Here is a 19,654-nt window from a genome sequence, read left to right as displayed (position 1 = left end):
GAGTTTTAACAATGCGATTTAGCGTTTTAGCAAGTGGCAGTACAGGAAACGCGGTCTACGTAGAAAATGATAATCATTCATTTTTAGTCGATGTAGGCTTAAGCGGGAAAAAGATGGAGCAACTGTTTGCTAATATAGATCGTGATATGAAAAATTTATCAGGTATTTTAGTAACGCATGAGCATAGTGATCATATTAAAGGTCTTGGAGTTATTGCACGTAAATATAATATACCAGTATATGCAAATGCAAAAACATGGACGGCAATGGATGGTTTAGTTGGTACAATTCCAACAGATTTATGCTTCGATTTTGATATGGAAACAGTAAAAACATTTGGCAGTCTTGATATTCAATCGTTTGCCGTGTCGCATGATGCCGCGGATCCAATGTTCTATACATTCCATGATAATGGCCGTAAGCTTGTTGTCATTACAGATACGGGCTATGTAAGTGATCGGATGAAAGGATATATCTCAGCAGCAGATGCGTATGTATTTGAAAGTAATCATGATGTGAGTATGCTGCAAATGGGTAAATACCCTTGGAGCATTAAACGACGTATCTTATCTGATGTCGGTCACGTTTCAAATGAAGATGCTGCAGTAGCAATGGCAGATGTCGTAGCAGAAAAGCAGACGCAAATTTATTTAGCCCACTTAAGTAAAGACAATAATATGAAAGATTTAGCTCGTATGAGTGTCGAACAAACGTTGCAGTCTTGCGGAATTATAACGGGGGAGTATTTGCATTTACATGATACAGATGCAAACGAACCTACCAAGCTTGTGATGGTATAAATATGGGTAAAGGGATGTGTTGAAAGTCTATACTTTCAACACATCTTTTTTTTAAGGAGGTTTTAAGTAATTTTCATCTAATTTTAATGTTAAATGTGTATGCTATGAATAAGAAAAGTAATGAAAGGATGAACATCATGGGTTATTTTCCTGAAGATGAAAATGAAAAAAAGGATAGCCAAAACAACCATATTACAGAGCTTGAGGCTCGTTTAAAAAGAGAAGAGGAAGAAAGACAGCTGCGCCTAAAAAACAAAGGTAATAAAAGCGGCAGTAAATTAGGCTACTTTATATCGGGACTGAGCGGTGTTGTTGTAGGTGCTTTATTATTATGGTTACTTTTACCGTCTCTTGCTAATCAGTTGCCAGGTTCAAACGAAATAAACTCTATTTCAAGTGAATCATCAAACTCAACAATTAATCAAACTGCAACGGAAGTAACGACTGATGTTACGAATGCAGTAGAAAAAGTATCGAGCGCTGTAGTAGGGATAACAAATATCCAAAAAGTTGCACCAAATTTCTGGAATCAAAGTACCGGGACTGAACAAGCTGTAGGGAGTGGCTCAGGTATTGTTTATAAAGTAGAAAAGGACTTTGCTTTTATTGTTACGAATCATCACGTAGTAGAAGCTGCAGAACAAATTGAAGTAACGTTGGAAGATGGCGAAAAAGTTGAAGCACAGCTTGTTGGCTCAGATATTTGGACAGACTTAGCAATTATTTCTATTCCGAGTGAAGGAATTGAGACAGTGGCGCAATTTGGTGATTCCGACATATTAAAACAAGGTGAAACAGTTATTGCAATCGGGAACCCATTAGGCTTAGAATTCTATGGGTCGGTAACAACGGGTGTTATTTCAGGGAAGGATCGGTCTGTACCAGTTGATTTAAATGAAGATGGTGTAGAAGATTGGTCGACTGAAGTATTACAAACAGATGCAGCAATTAACCAAGGGAATTCCGGCGGTGCTTTAATTAATATTGCCGGTGATTTAATAGGCATAAATTCGATGAAAATTGCGCAATCTTCTGTAGAAGGTTTAGGTTTTGCTATTCCGATTAATTCGGCAATACCTATTATCGAACAGTTAGAGAAGCATGGAGAAGTTCAACGCCCAACAATGGGTATTTCATTAGTTGATTTGACAGAGGTTCCGGCTTATTACCAGCAGCAGACATTACAATTACCTGAAGAGGTAACGAACGGTGTTGTCATTTCACAAGTTGTGCGCGGATCTGCTGCAGATAAAGCAGGTTTACAGCAATATGACGTCATTGTGGAAATGGATGGACAAAAAATCGAGAATTCGATTCAGCTACGAAAGCATTTATATAATGAGAAGGCAATTGGGGATACATTGCAAATTAAAGTGTACCGTGAAGGAAAAATAGTTGAAGCACAATTGGAATTAGTAGAGAATGCACAATTATAAATTGTGGATAACTAAATATTAGAACTATTTTATACACAATGGGTAGAGAAGAAAAAGGCTTTTCTTTTCTACCCGATTTTTGTTTGTTACAATGGATTGTGGATAACATTTAAAAATTGTGAATAAGTTTCTAGAAATTTCAGAAAAGAAAGAAGGATTAAAAATGAAAAAATATAGCTGCGAAACCCATATAGATCACGCTTTAGATATGCTGGTAGCTGAGACAGAACAATTTCCAACGATGGACTTTTTAACAGAAGATGAAAAGTTATCAACAACTTGTTCTTACTGTGAAGAGCAAGCAACATATATAGTATCAAGTAAATAACTTTACACCATATATAGGTTTTAGTTGTGGATATGTGTATAACTTTTGTGAATAACTTGTTTGTAAATGGAATGTAAAGGTGGATAAGTTGTGAATATAACAATCGTTTCAGTAGGTAAACTTAAAGAAAAATATTTGAAGTTAGGTATCGAAGAATACGTGAAGCGTTTAGGCGGATATGCAAAGATTGATTTAGTAGAGGTTCCGGACGAAAAGGCACCTGAACAGTTGAGTGAAGCCGATATGGAAATTGTGAAACGTAAAGAAGGTGAGCGCATCCTAGCAAAAATTAATGAGGGTACATATGTTATTGCGCTCGCTTTAGATGGTAAAATGAAAACAAGTGAAGAAATGGCCGCTGATTTAGAATCTCTCATGACATACGGAAAAAGTAAAGTTGCCTTTGTTATTGGCGGTTCATTGGGGCTGCACGCCGATGTATTAAAACGAGCAGACGAAAAGCTGTGTTTTGGAAAAATGACGTTACCTCATCAGTTAATGAAGCTCGTATTAGTAGAACAGATTTATCGTAGTTTTAGAATTATTAAGGGAGAACCGTATCATAAGTAAGTGCGGGATTAACGTGTCCTAATTTAATATTTAAATTACAAATTCAAAAAAGAAGCAAAAACTAAGGCCGATTTTCGTTATATAGAAAATCGGCCTTTATAAATATAAATAATATAAAGCACGGTCATATCATAGATACGTAAATTATATGTATTTCCTTTACTGTCAAAGTTAACTTTCCAATTTTCCTTTTACGAAAATGTTTCTACCATTTCTTTTAGCCGTATAAAGTGCTTTATCGCAGCTTATGTAGACATCTTCTAAGCATGTATCGTTAGATGGAGCAATTGTAATGCCACCCATACTTATTGTATAGTGCACTACTAACTCACCCACAATTAAAGGTTTTATTGACTGATTGATTTGTTTGATTATTTCGGTTGCTTCCTGTTCATTTTTGTCTACTAGAAGGAGAGCAAATTCATCACCACCATAACGACCAAATAAATCATTAGTTTGTAAAAATGGCTTGATGATTGTTGTGAGATTTTGAAGAACTTTATCTCCAATAAGGTGTCCGTATGTGTCATTAATAGATTTAAAATGGTCGACATCAAATAAAACATAAGTTATACTTTCTCTTTTTTTAGCATAGTACCTTAATTTATTTTCTGTTTCGGTGCTAAAGGAACGCCGATTAAGGACACCTGTTAAATCATCAAAATTTGCGAAGTGATATAAATCTCGATCCACTTCTTCTTTCATTAAAAGAATAAAGCCGATTGTCCCTAAATTTGAGAAAATATAAATTGCTAGTACCACGGTCCATTGAAATGTCCCTGGAATATAAAAGCTGGTGGGAACTGACGATATAGCTGTTATTACGGCGCGTATGACAGATGCGAAAGAAACTATTAAATAGAGACTTCCAATTAATTTCATAAGAGCCGTTGCACCTTTTGAGAAAACCATCCGGTACATAAAAAGGTAAATAACAGCATTTACAACTGAATAAAAGATAATGCGTAAAGCCGTCGTATCATTAATAATAATAATTAAATTAAATCCGATTATACTAACAACCATAAAGAAGTAAAGTAAGCGTTTTTCAACATTATGAAGCATATTTTTTAAGGTTAGGAATGCGATGATTTCTAATGTATAAGAAATAAAAAGTAAGGAATTAGAAAAACCTAAAAAGAAACTTTTATAAGCTCCTTCACCATATCCTAAACCTATCCAGGCGATAATTTGAATAAATTTTGCGAGGAGAAAGGAATATTTAATACGTTTTGTTAATTGTTTATGCTCATAGGCGATTATCAATAATAGTGTTATTAAATAGCCTATACTAAGCGTTAGTATGATTATTTGAGATGGGAGAAATAAATTCACTGTTTTATACCTTTATTTGATTTATTTTAAATTGATTGTAGTATAAAGGTGGAAGTGTAGTCTAGCAAGTTCACTTTCCAAATGTCTATGTTGGATTAAATATAACTGCAATTTATAACTACGCTTACATTAGTTACGGTGAAGCGTATTTTTTATGAGAAAAGCTTTAGTCCAAGTTCTAAGTCGAACTGGACTAAAGCTTTTCTTATATGCCTCTGTGCTTTGTCACTTCTTGTGGAGGATTATTATGAATCACTTGGTTAAACTCTTTGGAATACTCTTCACGATGATTAATATCTTTTTTCGGCTTTTTTCTTTTTGTAAAAGTTGTTTTACTTTTCTTAGCCATCAATCGTTCACCTCCATTTTATGAGTCAAAGCTATGCGACAGAGTCAAAATTAATTTGTTCAGAACGGTTAATTTTATTCTTGATTTTTAATGGTTATTAAATTTAAAAAATAACTGTAAATGGATTGGCAGCTTACCAGGTAGCGTTATTTCTTTTTTTAAGTACATATAAGAGGAATTAAGGATAAATAATAATGCGCATTTATCATAATTAAGTGAAGTTTTTAAAAGTACCACCTAAGACGTTGATTTGTCATCGTTTTAGGCGGTTTTTATTTTTTTATAGTTACTTAGATACTTGCCTTAAGTAATCCTTTTCTTTTTTTTGAGCAAATTGTCTAGGAGTTTTTTACTTCATATTCGTTTTATCCGGGTCATTTCCAACATATATTAGAAAACGTTGAGATTATAGGAGGTGTTTAGTTGCTGCTGTTTTTTATTTTATTTACTATTTGCTGCCTTACCTATGCACTAATAAAGAAACGTTTTATTGCACTTACTTTTCCTGTAGTTGCACTAGTTATTTTAATGGTAGTCAAAGTACTGTTGGTCCCGCTTCCTTTAATGGAAACGCTTCAATTCATTTTTGATCTGAGATAAATTTATGAAGAAAGGTGGTCCGAATGAAAAAGGTTGATCAAAAAGTTGCTGATGCTTATTTCCGTGAGAAAAATACGTACATGCTCATTTACTTTGCTATCTGGTTTCTTGTGTCTTATGTCGTGGTAGCGTTTGCAGACTCATTAACTGAAATTCAATTTTTAGGATTCCCATTCCATTATTTTATGGGAGCAATTGGAGCATTGTTTACTTTCATTGTTTTACTGTTTGTAAATGCGATTGTCGGTGACAAAATTGATAAAAAGTATGGAATTGATGATGAACGTAATAAAGAAATAGGCGCAAAAAAAATGATAGATCACTAATGGAAGGGGGCTGAATAATGGATAGTCAATTTTTAGTGTCACTGGTAATTATATTGTGTACATTCGCTTTGTATATTTGGATTGCAGTATTTAATACTGCTAAGCAAACATCTGATTTCTATGTTGCTGGCCGTGGAGTTCCTCCTATTTTTAATGGGATGGCAATCGGAGCAGACTGGATGAGTGCTGCATCCTTTATCGGAATGGCCGGAACGATCATGTTACTTGGCTATGATGGCTTAGCTTATATTATGGGATGGACTGGCGGATATTTATTCTTAACGATATTACTTGCGCCGCAACTCCGTAAATTTGGGCGCTTTACTGTACCTGAATTTATCGGAGACCGTTTTAATAGTAAGGCAGCACTAATAATAGCGGCTATATGTACAATAATAATAAGCTTCACGTATTCCATTGGACAGCTATCAGGTTCTGGTGTAGTAATCGGACGCCTTTTTGAAATAGATGCAAAATTAGGAACAATGATCGGCGTTGTGTTAATTGCCTTTTATGCAGCATTTGGTGGGATGAAAGGTATTACTTGGACACAAGTAGCACAATACATTATTTTAATTATTGCTTACTTAGTACCAGTTATTTTTATGTCATTACAATTAACGAGTAATCCTTTACCTTGGATTTCCTATGGTGAAATTGTAACAAAAATGGGCGAACTTGACCGAGAGCTCGGAATCTCGGAATACTTTGCGCCATTTACAAATGGAACAAAGTGGCAATTTTTAGCGCTCATGTTCACATTAATGTGTGGTACAGCCGGACTTCCCCATGTTATTGTCCGTTTTTATACGGTAGGGACTATGAAGGCAGCGCGTTGGTCAGGTGCATGGGCACTAGTGTTTATCGGACTTTTATATTTTAGTGCACCAGCTTATGCAGCCTTTGCCCGTTTCATTTTAATGACGGAAATCGCTGGTAATAAGATTGCGGAGTTACCGGCCTGGACTCAATCATGGATTGATACAGGAAAACTAGGGATAGTCGATACGAATGGTGATGGCATTCTTCAGTGGCTTGAACTTAAAATCGCTAATGACATTGTCGTAATGGCTACCCCTGAAATCGCAAATCTAGGTGTATTTGTTATTGGATTAGTGGCTGCAGGTGCAATGGCGGCTGCGTTATCTACTGCTGGTGGCTTGATGATCTCAATTTCTTCGTCTTTTGCACATGATATTTATTATCGTATCATCAATCCTCAAGCCTCTGAACAAAAACGTTTACTTGTAGGTCGTATTTCTATTGTCGTTGCAACATTACTAGCTGGAATTATTGCATTAAATCCACCTGGTGCCATTACACAAATTGTCGCATGGGCATTTGCGCTTGCTACCGGCACTTTCTTCCCAGCACTTGTATTGGGCGTCTGGTGGAAACGAGCGAATGCAAAAGGAACTATGGCTGGTATGCTTGTCGGTTTAACTGTGACACTTGTTTACATTTTTAGTGCGAAGTATGGCGGATTTACGATATTAGGAATTATCGATACAGGTGCGGGTGTTTTCGGAGCAATAGCTGCCTTCGCTACTAATATCATTGTGTCACTCTCAACGCGTCCACCTTCACAAGAACTTCAGGATGCGGTTATAAACCTACGTTATCCTGAACAAATGACGTATAAAGACGGTGAAGTTTATTTAAATGACGGCTCAATAAAAGATGTAAATTAAGTGGGGGAATTATTCCACTTACAGAATGACTAAACTAAAAAGATGCCAAAACGTTGTTAAATAGACGTTTTGGCATCTTTTTATTCCTCATTAAAGGATAGGATGGCCTCTACCTTATGGCTGAGAAAACTAGAAGCATCGTATTGTCATGCAAGTGTTCCTTTAATTAAATTACACAATTTACTTAAGTAAAATCCTTTTCTAAAGGAAACAAAAAAGGCAGCATCTCACAAGGAGATGCTGCGGTAGAATTCTTTGTTCCTGAAGAACTCTAATGGGTTTGGCACCCAATAATGCTGATTTCGCAATCTTAAATTACCATTATTCGATGTCAACAAGTATTAGTGTTTTTCTACTTATTCAATATAGCATAGTTATCAGTGAAATCTTAAATAATTATGTATTCTGTGTATAAACTTATTAGTGAAAACAGTAGTTTGTTTTAATGAAATGTAAGAAATGTTTCTTCTAGAATTTCGATGGTTTATATAGAATAACTTGCCAAATTTTATAATTTCCCCTACTTTAAAAATAGGATTCTATTAAACATCATAGGGAGGATGACATGAGTAAAAAAGACGAAGCATTAACACAAATTGAGCGGATATTAAAGGAACTAAAAGAGGGCGAAGAAGAAAGTGCAGCTACTGCCGTTGTTGGACAAAGTAGGAGAAGTACCAATATTTCAGGAGCATTATTGAAGGTGCTATTTAAATTTTGGGGATTAAAATTTATTTTAATAGTATTGCTTCTCGTCGGCCTCGTATCTGGAGGTGCTTGGTTATACTTTGGAAGTACATTTAAAAGCGAAAGTACTGTATTTGTAGAACAAGTCCAAGAATTAGCCACGCTTGCAACGGCTGAAGCCCATGTAACTGTAACTATTGAGGAAGCAGACAATAAGCTGTTCGGTAATAACATTGCAGTTAATTTCCCAGGTACAAAGAGGGAGCTGTTATTAATTGTTCCTGCTACAGTTATTGCAGGAGTAGATCTTAAAGGTATCACTTCAGACGATATAAAGGTGAATGATGATAAAAAAGAGTTAGAAATTATTCTACCAAAGGCAACGCTTATACATGATCCAGCAATCCAAATGGATCATGTTAAAACTTTTTCTGACGAGGGAATATTCCGTGGGGAAGTGAAATGGAATGAAGGATTTGACTTAGCAGCAATAGCTCAGAAAGATATTAAAGATAAGGCTATTGAAATAGGCTTATTACAATCAGCAGAAAAAAGCGCGGAGAAAGTTCTCAAGGGGTTCTTTAGCAACCTAGGCTATACGGTGAAAGTAACGTTTAAATAAAATGGTGATTTTTAAAATCAAAATAACCAGTTTTTCTAACAGTCTAATGATATTCATTAGGCTGTTTTTTATTTTGGAATATAAAAATGTATTTAGCCTAACTTTTCTAATTTTTCTTAAAAAATATTTTAATATAACAATTACTATTCATTTATTTGTAAAGATGTTATATAATCATTTTATTAATTTTCGTAAATAACCAATATAAAACCTGAAAATAAATATTAATAACGATATTTTTAATTAAAAAAACGAAAATAATTTAATATTTTGTTTATAATGTTCGTGTTTTTAGGTTAATAGGATAACGAAGGAGTTTTATTGTGGGAAAGTTTGAAAATAAGTGGATTCGTGCTGTAATTCCAGCTTTGTTGATTCACTGTAGTATCGGTACTGTTTACTGTTGGTCATTGTTCAAGGCAGATATTGCCTCTTACATTGGAAATTCTGTCGGTGAAGTGGAATGGGCATTCAGTATAGCCATTTTTGTTCTGGGAATGTCTGCGGCCTTTGGCGGGAAATTTGTTGAAAAAGATATTCATAAGTCGTCATTGCTTGCGGCCATATTTTTTGTTGTGGGGATGGCAGCAACAGGTTTCTTTATTTATCAAAAGTCGTTACTAGGTATTTATATTTCTTATGGAGTGATTATGGGGATTGGGCTTGGAATCGGGTATTTAACACCAGTAAAAACACTGATGCTTTGGTTTAAAGAGCAAAAAGGTTTAGCGACGGGTCTTGCTGTTGCCGGCTTTGGTTTAGCAAAAGTCATTGCTAGTCCGTTAATGGAAAAGTTACTTGGTGAAAGAAATAATGAAGGAATTTTAGTGAATCCAACAAATATCTATACAATGTTTTACGTTTTGGCTGGAATCTATTTAGTAATGATGGTTATTGGACACTTAATATTAAAGAAACCACCAGGATTCGAAGAGGAAAGTATACAAATGCAAAGCTTTAGCTATAAAAAAGTATTAACGAATAAAACGTTTATCGGTATTTGGTTGATGTTCTATATTAATATTACATGTGGCTTAGCATTAATTTCACAAGAAAAAGGGATATTAGCATTCATTGGATTTGGAGCAATTGGTTTAGTTAGTTCATTAACAGCTATTTTTAATGCAGGTGGGCGAATTGCATTTTCTGCATGGGGGGATCGTTTAAAAGATCGTAACTCCATCTATAAAATTATATTCATTTCTTCCATTGGCATAATTTTATGTACGGTTGTGTTTGATGGCATTAATAATTCTATGGCAATTCTTATTATTGCTTTACTTTGTATTGTAAATGCAGGTTACGGTGGTGGGTTCTCATCTTTACCACCACTGTTATCCGACCGCTTTGGTTTAGACAGTATTTCAACTGTGCATGGCTTAGCTTTATCAGCTTGGGCATTTGCAGGATTGTCAGGGAACCAGTTAAGTGCATTTATTCTGGTAAAGACACAATCCTATGACATGGTATTATACGTAATTATGGCTTTGTTCACGCTTGCGACTTTAATTAGTATTTTCGTTGTGAAGCCTGAAAAAGTAAACTTGGAAAATGATGAGTTTAATAAGAAAGAAGAAATAGTAGTAGGTTTAAGATAAATATAAAAGTAAAAAGAGAAATTGCACTGTGCAATTTCTCTTTTTGTTTAACTAAAATTAATTATAGCTCAGACTCGGTAACTTCATTATTGTGCTTAGGACCATTGCCGTTACCGTTACCGTTACCATTACCGTTACCATTACCATTGCCGTTACCGTTACCGTTACCGTTACCGTTACCGTTACCGTTGCCGTTGCCGTTACCATTACCATTACCATTGCCATTGCCGTTACCAGGCTTAACAACAGTAACATCGAATGTCAGTGTATGTTCACCATAAGTTACTGTAACAGATGTAGTACCTTGGCCTTTACCTTTTACAGTACCGGCTTTTACAGTAGCAATCTTGTCATTTTGAACTTTGTAATTCGCTAGCTTTGTAACATCTTTTTCTGTTGTTTCACCGTTTAAAGTAGTTACTTCAGTAATCGTAACGTTTACTTCTTTACCGATGTTCGTTTCAACGTGAGTTTGGTTAATTTCCAGTGTTACGACTGGTACCTCTACAACAGGTGCTGTAACTGTAACATTTACAGTTACTTCGTTTTCACCGTATGCAACAGTAATTGTTGTCGTACCTTCTCCTACTGCAGTTACTAATCCATTGACTACTGTTGCTACATTTTCATCTGCAACAACATAAGTAGCTTTTGAGGTTACATCTTCTTCTGTTGCATCACCTTCAGCAGGTGTTGATGTTTCTGTTACTGCAAGCTGTGCCGTTTCGCCAGCTGTTAAGCTTAGTTCAGTAGGGTTAACAGAAAGTGTTTTTACCGGTTCAACGATTTCATTTTCAAAGATAATCGCTTCGCCAACATTTCCCGCAGCATCATTAATTACCACTGTTACAGCGTTCGTGTCTGCTGTTACCGGGAATGTGAAGCTACCGTCTTGATTTAAGTTGAAAGCAACCGGAGCTTGTACTTCACCCTTTACAGTCGCAACATATGAAGCTTTTAATTTATCATTTAAATTGTAATCTAAACCGTATAAATATAATTCTTCATTATAGACAATATACTTATCTGTTACTTGTCCTGTAACGATACCTTCAGCTACTGTACCTGTAATTTCCGGTTTAGTTGTTTTCACGACAATTGGTCCAACATAATCCGAAACTACTCCTGTAGCGGCAAGACCTGTGAAATCAATTGTATATAGACCATCTGGAATCGTTGTTGCAGGTGCACTGCCCCATGGCTTATACTGACCGCCAACATTCAGTGTATATGAACCTTTTCCAAGTGAAGTACCTGAATGAAGATAACCAATATACCCATCTCCATATTCTCCGCCTTCCGGATTCATAATATCCCAAAGCTCAATATAGTTCGTTGTTACATCTCCAGTTAATGTGAATGAAAGTACCGCTGAGTCTTTCACACCATCACCGTTAAATGATAAGTCTGTTTCCGTAATTTTAAAATCTTTAATTTCTGTTGTTGCTGCACTACCGAAGTCAGCCGCGAATGGCAATGAAGCTTCTGTAGCGCCACCGTTAATGTGGATAAAACCTAAGATTTCAGAGCCATTTGGTGCCACAGCTTGAGAAGCAGTTAAGGTTATATTTAAAAGCTGCTCACCAGCTAAATTAAATGTCGGCTGATCTACTGTAATCGTTGCATCACCGAAAGTTTTCGTTACATCAACGGAAACATTATAATTACCGCCATTACCTTTAATATCTTTTACTAAAACTTGTTTCGTTACAGAAATATTGCCATCTTTTAGTGATTGAGGACCGAAAGTAACAGTACCTTTCAGATTTTCAACAACAGCACCTGTACCATCTAAAATAGCTTCATCAAGTGCATATGCAAGAATTTCTGGATGAGCCGCTGCATAAGCATTTACACGCCCCGCACCTTGAGAAAACACATCATATTTTGCTTTATCTAAAACTTTTGCTGTATTGGAAAGCGCTACTTTTACATCAAAAGCGCTCCAATTCGGATTTGCTTGCTTCACTAATGCAGCAATACCTGCAATGTGCGGTGTTGCCATAGAAGTTCCTGTTTTACGAGCATAAGCTTCCGTATAATCTGCATCAGGGAAGTCTGCTTTGTACATAGGAATTGTTGACATAATATTTGTTCCAGGCGCCGTTACATCTGGTTTAATGTCAAAGTTTGGAGTAGATGGCCCACGGGAACTTGAAGAGTTTACATCATCTCCAGCTGTCGTTGTGGAAGCAAATTTTCCAAAGCTTACTTTTCCAATTCCGCCAGCTAATGCAGCGCGGATTGCAGCACCATCCGTTACGGACATATCAAATGTTGGAAGGAACTCAAATGAATCACCAAGGAAAGTTCCTGAAATGTCTGGTGCATTCGATCCACCGGCAAAGTTATGAATAATTGTTGCAACGGCACCATTGGCCTTTGCATTTGCAATTTTATCAACGAATGCAATATTGCCTCGAGAAATTAAGGCTACTTTACCTTCTACATCAATTCCTTCAAAATCTTTAACTTCTCCGTTTCCTGGAATCGCAACTAAGTCGAATTCACCTGGAAGCTGTGTTGCTAAATCTTTGCCAAAAGTTGTTCCCATTAATGGAAGCTGTTTTGTTAATTTGTAATCACCAACTGTGATATTAACTTCTCCGTTATACATTTTTTCTGGATTTGTTGTGTTACCAACAGCAATCCCTAAACGAGCAGTTGCTGGTGTTCCCATTGTTCCACGATTTGGACCAGAGTTACCTGTTGCAATGACTCCGATTGTTCCCGCTATCATTGCGTTGTTAATCGCGAATGAACCAGCATCGGTTTCAGAGTTAGCTCCGCCACCAAGTGAAAGATTGATAATATCCATTTCTTCTAAAACGGCAGTTTCGATAGCTTTTACAATACCTGATGTAGAACCACTACCATATGCTCCAAGAACTCGATAAGCATAAAGGTCTATTTTTGGAGCAATTCCTTTGATGCCAAACTCGTTAGCTCCGATTGCTGCAATTGTCCCGGCAACATGTGTACCGTGAGAAGTATAGAATGAACTACCGTTTGCATTAAATTCAGGTGTCCCAGCTGGGCGCTCTGAAGGTAAAGTTTCCGACGCATCGTCATCTGCACGAGGTTTATTGTAAGTTGAAGAGTGAGGAATAAAGTTTTTACCACCTTTATAAATTCCGGCAAATTCCGGGTGATCTGCATCAATACCCGTATCTAGTACTGCTACTTTAACTCCTTGTCCTTCTATACCTTCGTTCCATAGCTGTTCGATGCCAAGGAAGGAATTACTTGTATTCATATAAGCTTCTAATGTTTCTTCCTTAATAAGCTCCGATGATTTCATGTTTTGATCTTCTGATGCATAAACCGTCGCATCAGGCTCAATTAGTGTGATCCCGTCTACTGAAAGCAGTTTCGGAAGATCATTTGCTTTAATAGTTGCTGCGAAACCGTTTAAAACCGTATCAAACGTATACCCTTGAGTCATCTGTACGTTTTTGACAGCTAACTCTTTTTTAACTTTTGCTTGCTGGGCTTTTACATTTGAACGAACTTCATTTGCTCTAGCATTGGAGAATTTTTTGCCTTTAACTTGGCTCATCCCTTGCTCTAGTGCAACAGGCTTTTCAGATAAATGAACAATAACTGCAATATCCTGATTGCCCGATACATTTTGTAAGCTTTCGTGAAGAGTTGGACCATCTTTAGACAAGCTTAGCTGTTCAGCAATAGCCGCCTTTAGTTGAATCGTGCTTTCACTTTGATTATTCTGCTTGAATGATTTTAGTTCTTCAGCATTCACACTCGAGAATGGCAACAATAAAGAAAGCACCATAACGAAGGCTAGAACACTACTAAAGAACTTCGTAAACTTAAACTTACTCAAATCTCATTTCCCCTTCACCTTTAATTTTCATACTTTTCAGTTTAGTATGACATTTCCAATTTATCACAGGGAAACCAATTCGAATATCGAAATTTTTAAATATTCTAAAATATTGATAATTAGTATCAGATATTCAAAAATATGTTAAATCTATCTACCTATAAAATTAATGTGAAACTAGAACTTTTAAAGTATACTCTCTTAAATTACTAAGTCTTATGTAAGCAGAACGAATTGCAATCTTGTTAAATTCACCCTTACCAGTTTATATAAATATAGTTTTAGTTTTTAAAATGAGGCTGGGACATAAGTAGAAATTTCTTTGTGAAAGGGAAATACTCTTATTAAGAATTGATATTATATGAATTGATTGGAGTGAAGGGGCGACTCTTGGGGAAAAGCAAAATTTATTTTGCGACGAGTAACCGCAGGAGCACCGACGCCTGAGACGATCGTGTAAGGCCGTGCCCCCGGAAAGCGTCCCCGTAACGGAAATCAATTCTGGGAGAAGCAGAAAAATATCCATTTTCTCTTTAGGAAAATGGATATTTTTCGTTTTGTCCCAGGCTCATTTAATAGGTAGGATTCTTATTTTATTTTAAGCAATATGTAGCAATCACTTCAGCGCCAGCTTTGGCTGCAACTAATAATGCACGTTCATCAATATCAAACTTTGGATGGTGATTCATATAAGGGACATCTAAATACGTCGGTTGGCAGCCAATATAATAAAAAGTGGACGGCTTTGCAAGTGCATAATAGGCAAAATCCTCAGAGCCTGAAAATAAAGGTGCTTCTTCAATAGAGATGATTTCTTCCTGTTCCGAAGCTTTTAATGTTTTGACGACAAAGCTAGTCAGATCTTCATCGTTTACTAAAGGTGGATAATCCTTTTCATAAGTGAGTGCACAAGTAACACCAAACTGCACTTCTAAACCATTTGCTAAACGCTTAATTTCCTGTTCAATTGTAGTTTGAACATCGTCATTCATATAACGCACATCACCTTCAAGGGTTACGGCATCTTTAATAACGTTAAATGTACCTTTCCCATCAAAGGAGCCGATTGTAACGACACCCATATCATACGGGTTTAACCGTCTACTAATAACTGTTTGTACGGTCGTTACAAAATTTGAGGCTGCAACAATTGCATCATTAGCTAAGTGGGGGGAAGAACCATGCCCTCCAGTCCCATGAACAACCAACTTGAAAAATGAGCGACCGGCCATTGCGGCGCCAGCTCGGTACCCAATGTGACCCACTTTAAATGTTGGGAATAAGTGCGCCCCGACAATGACTTCACAATCATCCAGCAAACCTGAAGCCATCATACTTTTAGCACCACCAGGAGGCTTTTCCTCTGCATGCTGATGAATAATTTTAACTGTTCCTTGCAATTCATCTTTTAATTGGATGAGACAGTCCGCTAAAATGAGCAAATACGCGGTATGTCCATCATGACCGCAAGCATGCATGACACCGGGGTTTTTCGATTTAAACGGTACATCTGTTTCTTCTTCAATTGGCAAAGCATCAAAATCTGCACGGATTCCGATGACAGGACCGGGATGGCGACCTTGAATTTCTACTATGATTCCGTAGCCATTGCCGACATTGCGATGAATTGTTACACCTTTATTTTCATAGAAATCCGCGATATACTGTGCTGTTTGCTGTTCTTCGAAGGATAGCTCCGGGTTTTCATGTAGATGACGACGGATCGCAATCATCTCATCATTCCGTGCTGTCAACATATCCATTAACTGTTGTTTTATCGTCATGATGCTTGTCCACCTGCTTTCATTTTTTCAAGAATAACGGCAAAGATTACTGTTCCTGTAATACAAATAAATGTTTGGAATGATGGTGGAACAGGGCCAAGTGCAGCAAAAATTCCTAACCCAATTGCTCCAATCCCCCAAACAGGTTTTTTTAAGGCAAACTGTGCAAGTACTCCCCCAAATATAGCCGGCAATACAAAGTTGAAGGAGTCGCGAATTGCCTCTGGCAGCGCATTAATTAAGTAAGAACCACCTAATATAACCGCAATAAGCATTGTTGTATTCACAATGGAAGCGGCAGAAATCGCTAACGTTGCTGTTACTTCACCTTTGCGTGTACCTGGCTCTGCTTTCACGATAGTCTGTGCAATAGAAGCGCTCGGTAAGCACATATTACCGATGTTACCTGTTAGAAAAGCTAAATATGTTCCAGATACTCCTAAAATAGGGTAATAGCTAATTGGCTCAACAAACCATACGATGGCTACAACAGCCCCATAACTTAAAAATCCTGTTAAGATGACGGACCAACCAGGATGATACCCTAAACCAAATGATAAATAGAGGGGAACGGCAATCGTACAAATGATGACAGCCCAAATCGTAAGGCGACCCCAGAAATGTGCTTGACTATGAAACGTTGTAAAATTTTCCTCGCTTTTTGAAACTGTAGGTGTTGTATGACGCTCTAAAACAACCATTTTAATCATCTCCTTCATTTAAATTAAGAAATAACCGACGCCCATACCGATTAAAATAACCAATCCTAGCGACCACTCTCGCAGCCAATTTTGATTGAAACGTTGGGCTGCCCACATAATCACCGGCATTATAATTAAAGCAATAAAGAAAATAATCGTTTCATTCATCCCTTTTGCAATTTGACCACCACCAAAATAACCGAAAGCGCCGATCATCGCTGCAGTAGAAACGACACTTAGCCATTTTGCTCGATTACCACCACCGCTCGTTAATTTATTTTGAAGTCGGCCAAGTGATTTTGTGAATAATGCTGTAACAAGCAACCAGCCCATGCCACCTAAACACATTGTCCAAACAGCTGCTGTAAAGGCTTGTGCTGAGAAGCTTTTATCACCTAACTCTTCACCAGCTGCTTCTGCTCCTAGACTTGCTCCCACTGTTTCAATTGGTGCTGATCCAACAATACCGATTCGCATCATTGTCGTAGGTTCACCAATTAAAGTAATTAAAGAAATGGCAACGATAATTATGGCAAACGACGGCCCTAGCGAACTAATTGCACCTGTTCGAATAATTGAAGTTACTTCCTGGTTAGTTAAACCGACTTCTGGGGCAACTCGTTTCGAAATACGTATAAATACAATGGCTTGGAAAATCACGATTATTACAACGATTAATGCCAAAAGCCATAAAATCGGGTGACCCATAATTTCTGATGCTAAGTACATAAAAACCCGCCCTTTTAATTGACTAACAATTCAGTTTTCAATACTATACTTTGTTTTCTTATTGCTAAACAATGTGTAATCCTCTATATTTGAAATTGAAAATATAGAATATTCAATATATTTATAGGGGAGGGGAAATGTCTATGTCAGATGGACAAGAAACAATTTTGCGTCAATTAACACTTTCCAATAAACAGTTATCTATCCTCGTAGAAAGTATTCGTACGATTACTTCTAAGCTTCAAATCGATGAAGTATTACATACAATCATGCGCTATGCACTTAATGTTGTTCCTGAAGCGGATGCAGGCTATTTGATGCTTTTTGATAATCATAAACAATGCCTCATTCCAAAAACTTATATCCATTTCCCGCCATCAATTGAACAATTTCAAACAAAGCCAAATGAAGCCATCACTGGTCGCGTATTTGCGACAGGAATGGGTGAGTTTTTTAACAGTAATGAAGAAATCATGGCTGCTATGTATCATCAAAATGTAAGCCCCCATAATTTACGGACAATTTTAAAGAGTGAACATGTTCCGCAGGCAGCACTTTGTGTACCGATAACTGTTGATGTTAAGCCAATTGGTGTCATGATTATTCACCAACTTCAAAAGAAAAGAGATCTCACACAAGAAGATCTATTATTTTTTCAAGCATTTGCAGATCAGGTAGGGGTAGCAATTCAAAAAGCTCAGTATTATGAAAAGATGATTGAAAAAGTAAAAGAAGCGCATGAATTATCCCTAGCATTAGAGACAAAACATACCCTTCTTAAACAACGCTATGATGTACATGCTTCCTTAAATCAATTGCTTTTACAAAATGAACCAATATCGGTCATTTTAAAAGAGCTACAAAAATTAACCCAACTACCGATTGGCTTTTATGATGCCTCTGATGATGTATTTTTGGAGGACAGCTTCTCTATTCCTTACCACACTAAATCAAAAATAAAGAAACAGTTATTTTTAAAGCTAAAACCTTTTGAGTACAGGCTAAAAAACAAACGAAGCTATATAATTTATCCGCTCTATAATTTAGACATTTGTTTAGGGAGTATGATAATTGAACAGAAAGGAAGCATCTCCTACAAAGATCAACAAACATTGGAGCAGGGGGCAAATATTTTAATACTACAAATATTACGTAACAAAAATGTCCAAGAGCTTCATAACAAACGCATCCATGAAACATTTCAACAATTTATAGATGCACCGAATCAAAAATCAGTTGCCTCTACGGCATATCATCTAGATTTAGATGTCCAAGACTATTACCGTTTATGTATTTTCGAATTTCAACAGAAAGCAAACATGCTGTCAATTGAGCAATCCTTAAAACAGTTTATATCTTTGCTAAAAGAACAATTTTCAAGTGAACGTACATTAATTTTTTATGAAAAAAATAAAATAACTTTTTTAATTGGGAGTCCTTTATCAGCAACACTTACCTCGTTAAATGAAACATTACAGTTGCTTCAAAGAAAGTGGCAAATACAACATAAACCACTTTTTCGGAGTGCAATCAGTAAACAACATAAATCACTTTATAACATTACTGCTTTTTATGAGGAAGCGCTTCAAACATTGCGCTTTTTACGTGTACGCGATGAATGGACGGTTACGAGCTATGAGAAAATAGGTCTTAACCAGTTGATCTTACAAGTTCCACCGCGTGACTTGGCAAATTTCATTCAAGATCAAATCGGTGAGTTACTTGCTCAAGCAAATAAAAATCACCTCTACGAAACATTATTAGCTTATTTCAAATTTAACCGTTCTATTCAGCAAACTGCGCAGCATTTGCATATTCATGCGAATACTCTTTACCAGCGCTTGAATCGTATTGAACAAATTTTAAATATCTCGCTGCAAAAACAGGAGGACACCCTTAAAATACAGCTATCTTGTTACTTGCAGGAGAATTATTTAACGCATAGAAAAAAAGTTACTCAGTGGAATGAAGAGGAGGAGTATTTTTGATAAAAACAGAGGGGCTGCTTCTATCGCAGCATTATGCAATACTTGCATTTGGTTATTGAAATCATTTAGAAAAGTTTGAAATGTCTCCATAAATCGCTACCTTCCTCAATAAAGTATCCTGCAATTTTTACAATATTAATAATTCAGTAAAGATATGCTAACACCTTTAAAAGTAAAATAAATTATTGGTAAGTATGGTTTTAAAATACTATTTAATGTTTTTTATGGAATAATAAATTTGAAATTTCCTAATACTTTATATAGAA

Annotated in this window: 15 protein-coding genes; 9 read left to right on the top strand and 6 right to left on the bottom strand. The window is 36.4% G+C overall.

The window, feature by feature from the left end:
• The first annotated feature begins 11 nt into the window (after positions 1-11).
• The 4 genes from MKY13_RS19860 to rlmH all read left to right on the top strand — a co-directional run bounded on the left by MKY13_RS19860 (position 12) and on the right by rlmH (position 3,134).
• Positions 12-800, top strand: coding sequence for an MBL fold metallo-hydrolase (locus tag MKY13_RS19860; protein WP_339214587.1), 789 nt, complete (start codon positions 12-14; stop codon positions 798-800).
• A gap of 137 nt (positions 801-937) precedes the next feature.
• Entirely contained in the window at positions 938-2,236 is a 1,299-nt protein-coding gene (locus MKY13_RS19855; protein WP_191701080.1) for a trypsin-like peptidase domain-containing protein, read from the top strand.
• Positions 2,237-2,399: 163 nt separating this feature from the next.
• Positions 2,400-2,564, top strand: a complete 165-nt coding sequence (locus MKY13_RS19850) for a CxxH/CxxC protein (RefSeq protein WP_191701185.1) — start codon at positions 2,400-2,402, stop codon at positions 2,562-2,564.
• A gap of 90 nt (positions 2,565-2,654) precedes the next feature.
• Positions 2,655-3,134 (top strand): 23S rRNA (pseudouridine(1915)-N(3))-methyltransferase RlmH, encoded by a 480-nt coding sequence (gene rlmH, locus MKY13_RS19845; protein WP_191701081.1) that lies wholly within the window; start codon positions 2,655-2,657, stop codon positions 3,132-3,134.
• Positions 3,135-3,305: 171 nt separating this feature from the next.
• Here rlmH and MKY13_RS19840 read toward each other — a convergent pair whose 3' ends face one another.
• Both MKY13_RS19840 and MKY13_RS19835 read right to left on the bottom strand, forming a co-directional pair.
• A complete protein-coding gene (locus MKY13_RS19840) occupies positions 3,306-4,469 on the bottom strand; it encodes a GGDEF domain-containing protein (RefSeq protein WP_339214584.1) in 1,164 nt (387 codons plus the stop codon).
• 205 nt (positions 4,470-4,674) lie between these two features.
• On the bottom strand, positions 4,675-4,821 hold the full coding sequence (locus tag MKY13_RS19835; RefSeq protein WP_191701192.1) for a hypothetical protein: 147 nt from the start codon (positions 4,819-4,821) through the stop codon (positions 4,675-4,677).
• Between the two features lie 620 nt (positions 4,822-5,441).
• On the opposite strand from MKY13_RS19835, the gene MKY13_RS19830 reads away from it, so the two are divergent.
• From MKY13_RS19830 to MKY13_RS19815, 4 genes are all read left to right on the top strand, one after another.
• Entirely contained in the window at positions 5,442-5,744 is a 303-nt protein-coding gene (locus MKY13_RS19830) for a sodium/substrate symporter small subunit (RefSeq protein WP_339214582.1), read from the top strand.
• Between the two features lie 17 nt (positions 5,745-5,761).
• Positions 5,762-7,435 (top strand): sodium:solute symporter family protein, encoded by a 1,674-nt coding sequence (locus MKY13_RS19825; RefSeq protein WP_191701084.1) that lies wholly within the window; start codon positions 5,762-5,764, stop codon positions 7,433-7,435.
• A gap of 565 nt (positions 7,436-8,000) precedes the next feature.
• Positions 8,001-8,744, top strand: coding sequence for a DUF4230 domain-containing protein (locus tag MKY13_RS19820; protein WP_339214580.1), 744 nt, complete (start codon positions 8,001-8,003; stop codon positions 8,742-8,744).
• Positions 8,745-9,067: 323 nt separating this feature from the next.
• A complete protein-coding gene (locus tag MKY13_RS19815; RefSeq protein WP_339214578.1) occupies positions 9,068-10,342 on the top strand; it encodes an OFA family MFS transporter in 1,275 nt (424 codons plus the stop codon).
• A gap of 61 nt (positions 10,343-10,403) precedes the next feature.
• Here MKY13_RS19815 and MKY13_RS19810 read toward each other — a convergent pair whose 3' ends face one another.
• From MKY13_RS19810 to MKY13_RS19795, 4 genes are all read right to left on the bottom strand, one after another.
• Positions 10,404-14,186, bottom strand: a complete 3,783-nt coding sequence (locus tag MKY13_RS19810; protein ID WP_339214576.1) for a S8 family serine peptidase — start codon at positions 14,184-14,186, stop codon at positions 10,404-10,406.
• A gap of 593 nt (positions 14,187-14,779) precedes the next feature.
• A complete protein-coding gene (locus tag MKY13_RS19805; protein WP_191701088.1) occupies positions 14,780-15,970 on the bottom strand; it encodes an amidohydrolase in 1,191 nt (396 codons plus the stop codon).
• Positions 15,967-16,671 carry a small-conductance mechanosensitive channel gene (locus tag MKY13_RS19800; protein ID WP_191701186.1) on the bottom strand — a complete coding sequence of 235 codons (705 nt, stop codon included), beginning with the start codon at positions 16,669-16,671 and terminating at the stop codon, positions 15,967-15,969. The genes MKY13_RS19805 and MKY13_RS19800 overlap by 4 nt, the downstream gene beginning before the upstream one ends.
• Before the next feature lie 18 nt (positions 16,672-16,689).
• Positions 16,690-17,400 (bottom strand): DUF5058 family protein, encoded by a 711-nt coding sequence (locus tag MKY13_RS19795; protein WP_191701089.1) that lies wholly within the window; start codon positions 17,398-17,400, stop codon positions 16,690-16,692.
• Between the two features lie 143 nt (positions 17,401-17,543).
• Here MKY13_RS19795 and MKY13_RS19790 point away from each other — a divergent pair, with 143 nt between their 5' ends.
• A complete protein-coding gene (locus MKY13_RS19790) occupies positions 17,544-19,388 on the top strand; it encodes a helix-turn-helix domain-containing protein (protein WP_191701090.1) in 1,845 nt (614 codons plus the stop codon).
• Positions 19,389-19,654 lie beyond the last annotated feature (266 nt).

Origin of the sequence: Solibacillus sp. FSL W8-0372 (assembly GCF_037969735.1) — a bacterium.
Lineage (GTDB): Bacteria > Bacillota > Bacilli > Bacillales_A > Planococcaceae > Solibacillus > Solibacillus faecavium.
The sequence above is the reverse complement of the archived record's forward strand: the minus strand, read 5'-3'. Positions and strand labels throughout refer to the sequence as shown.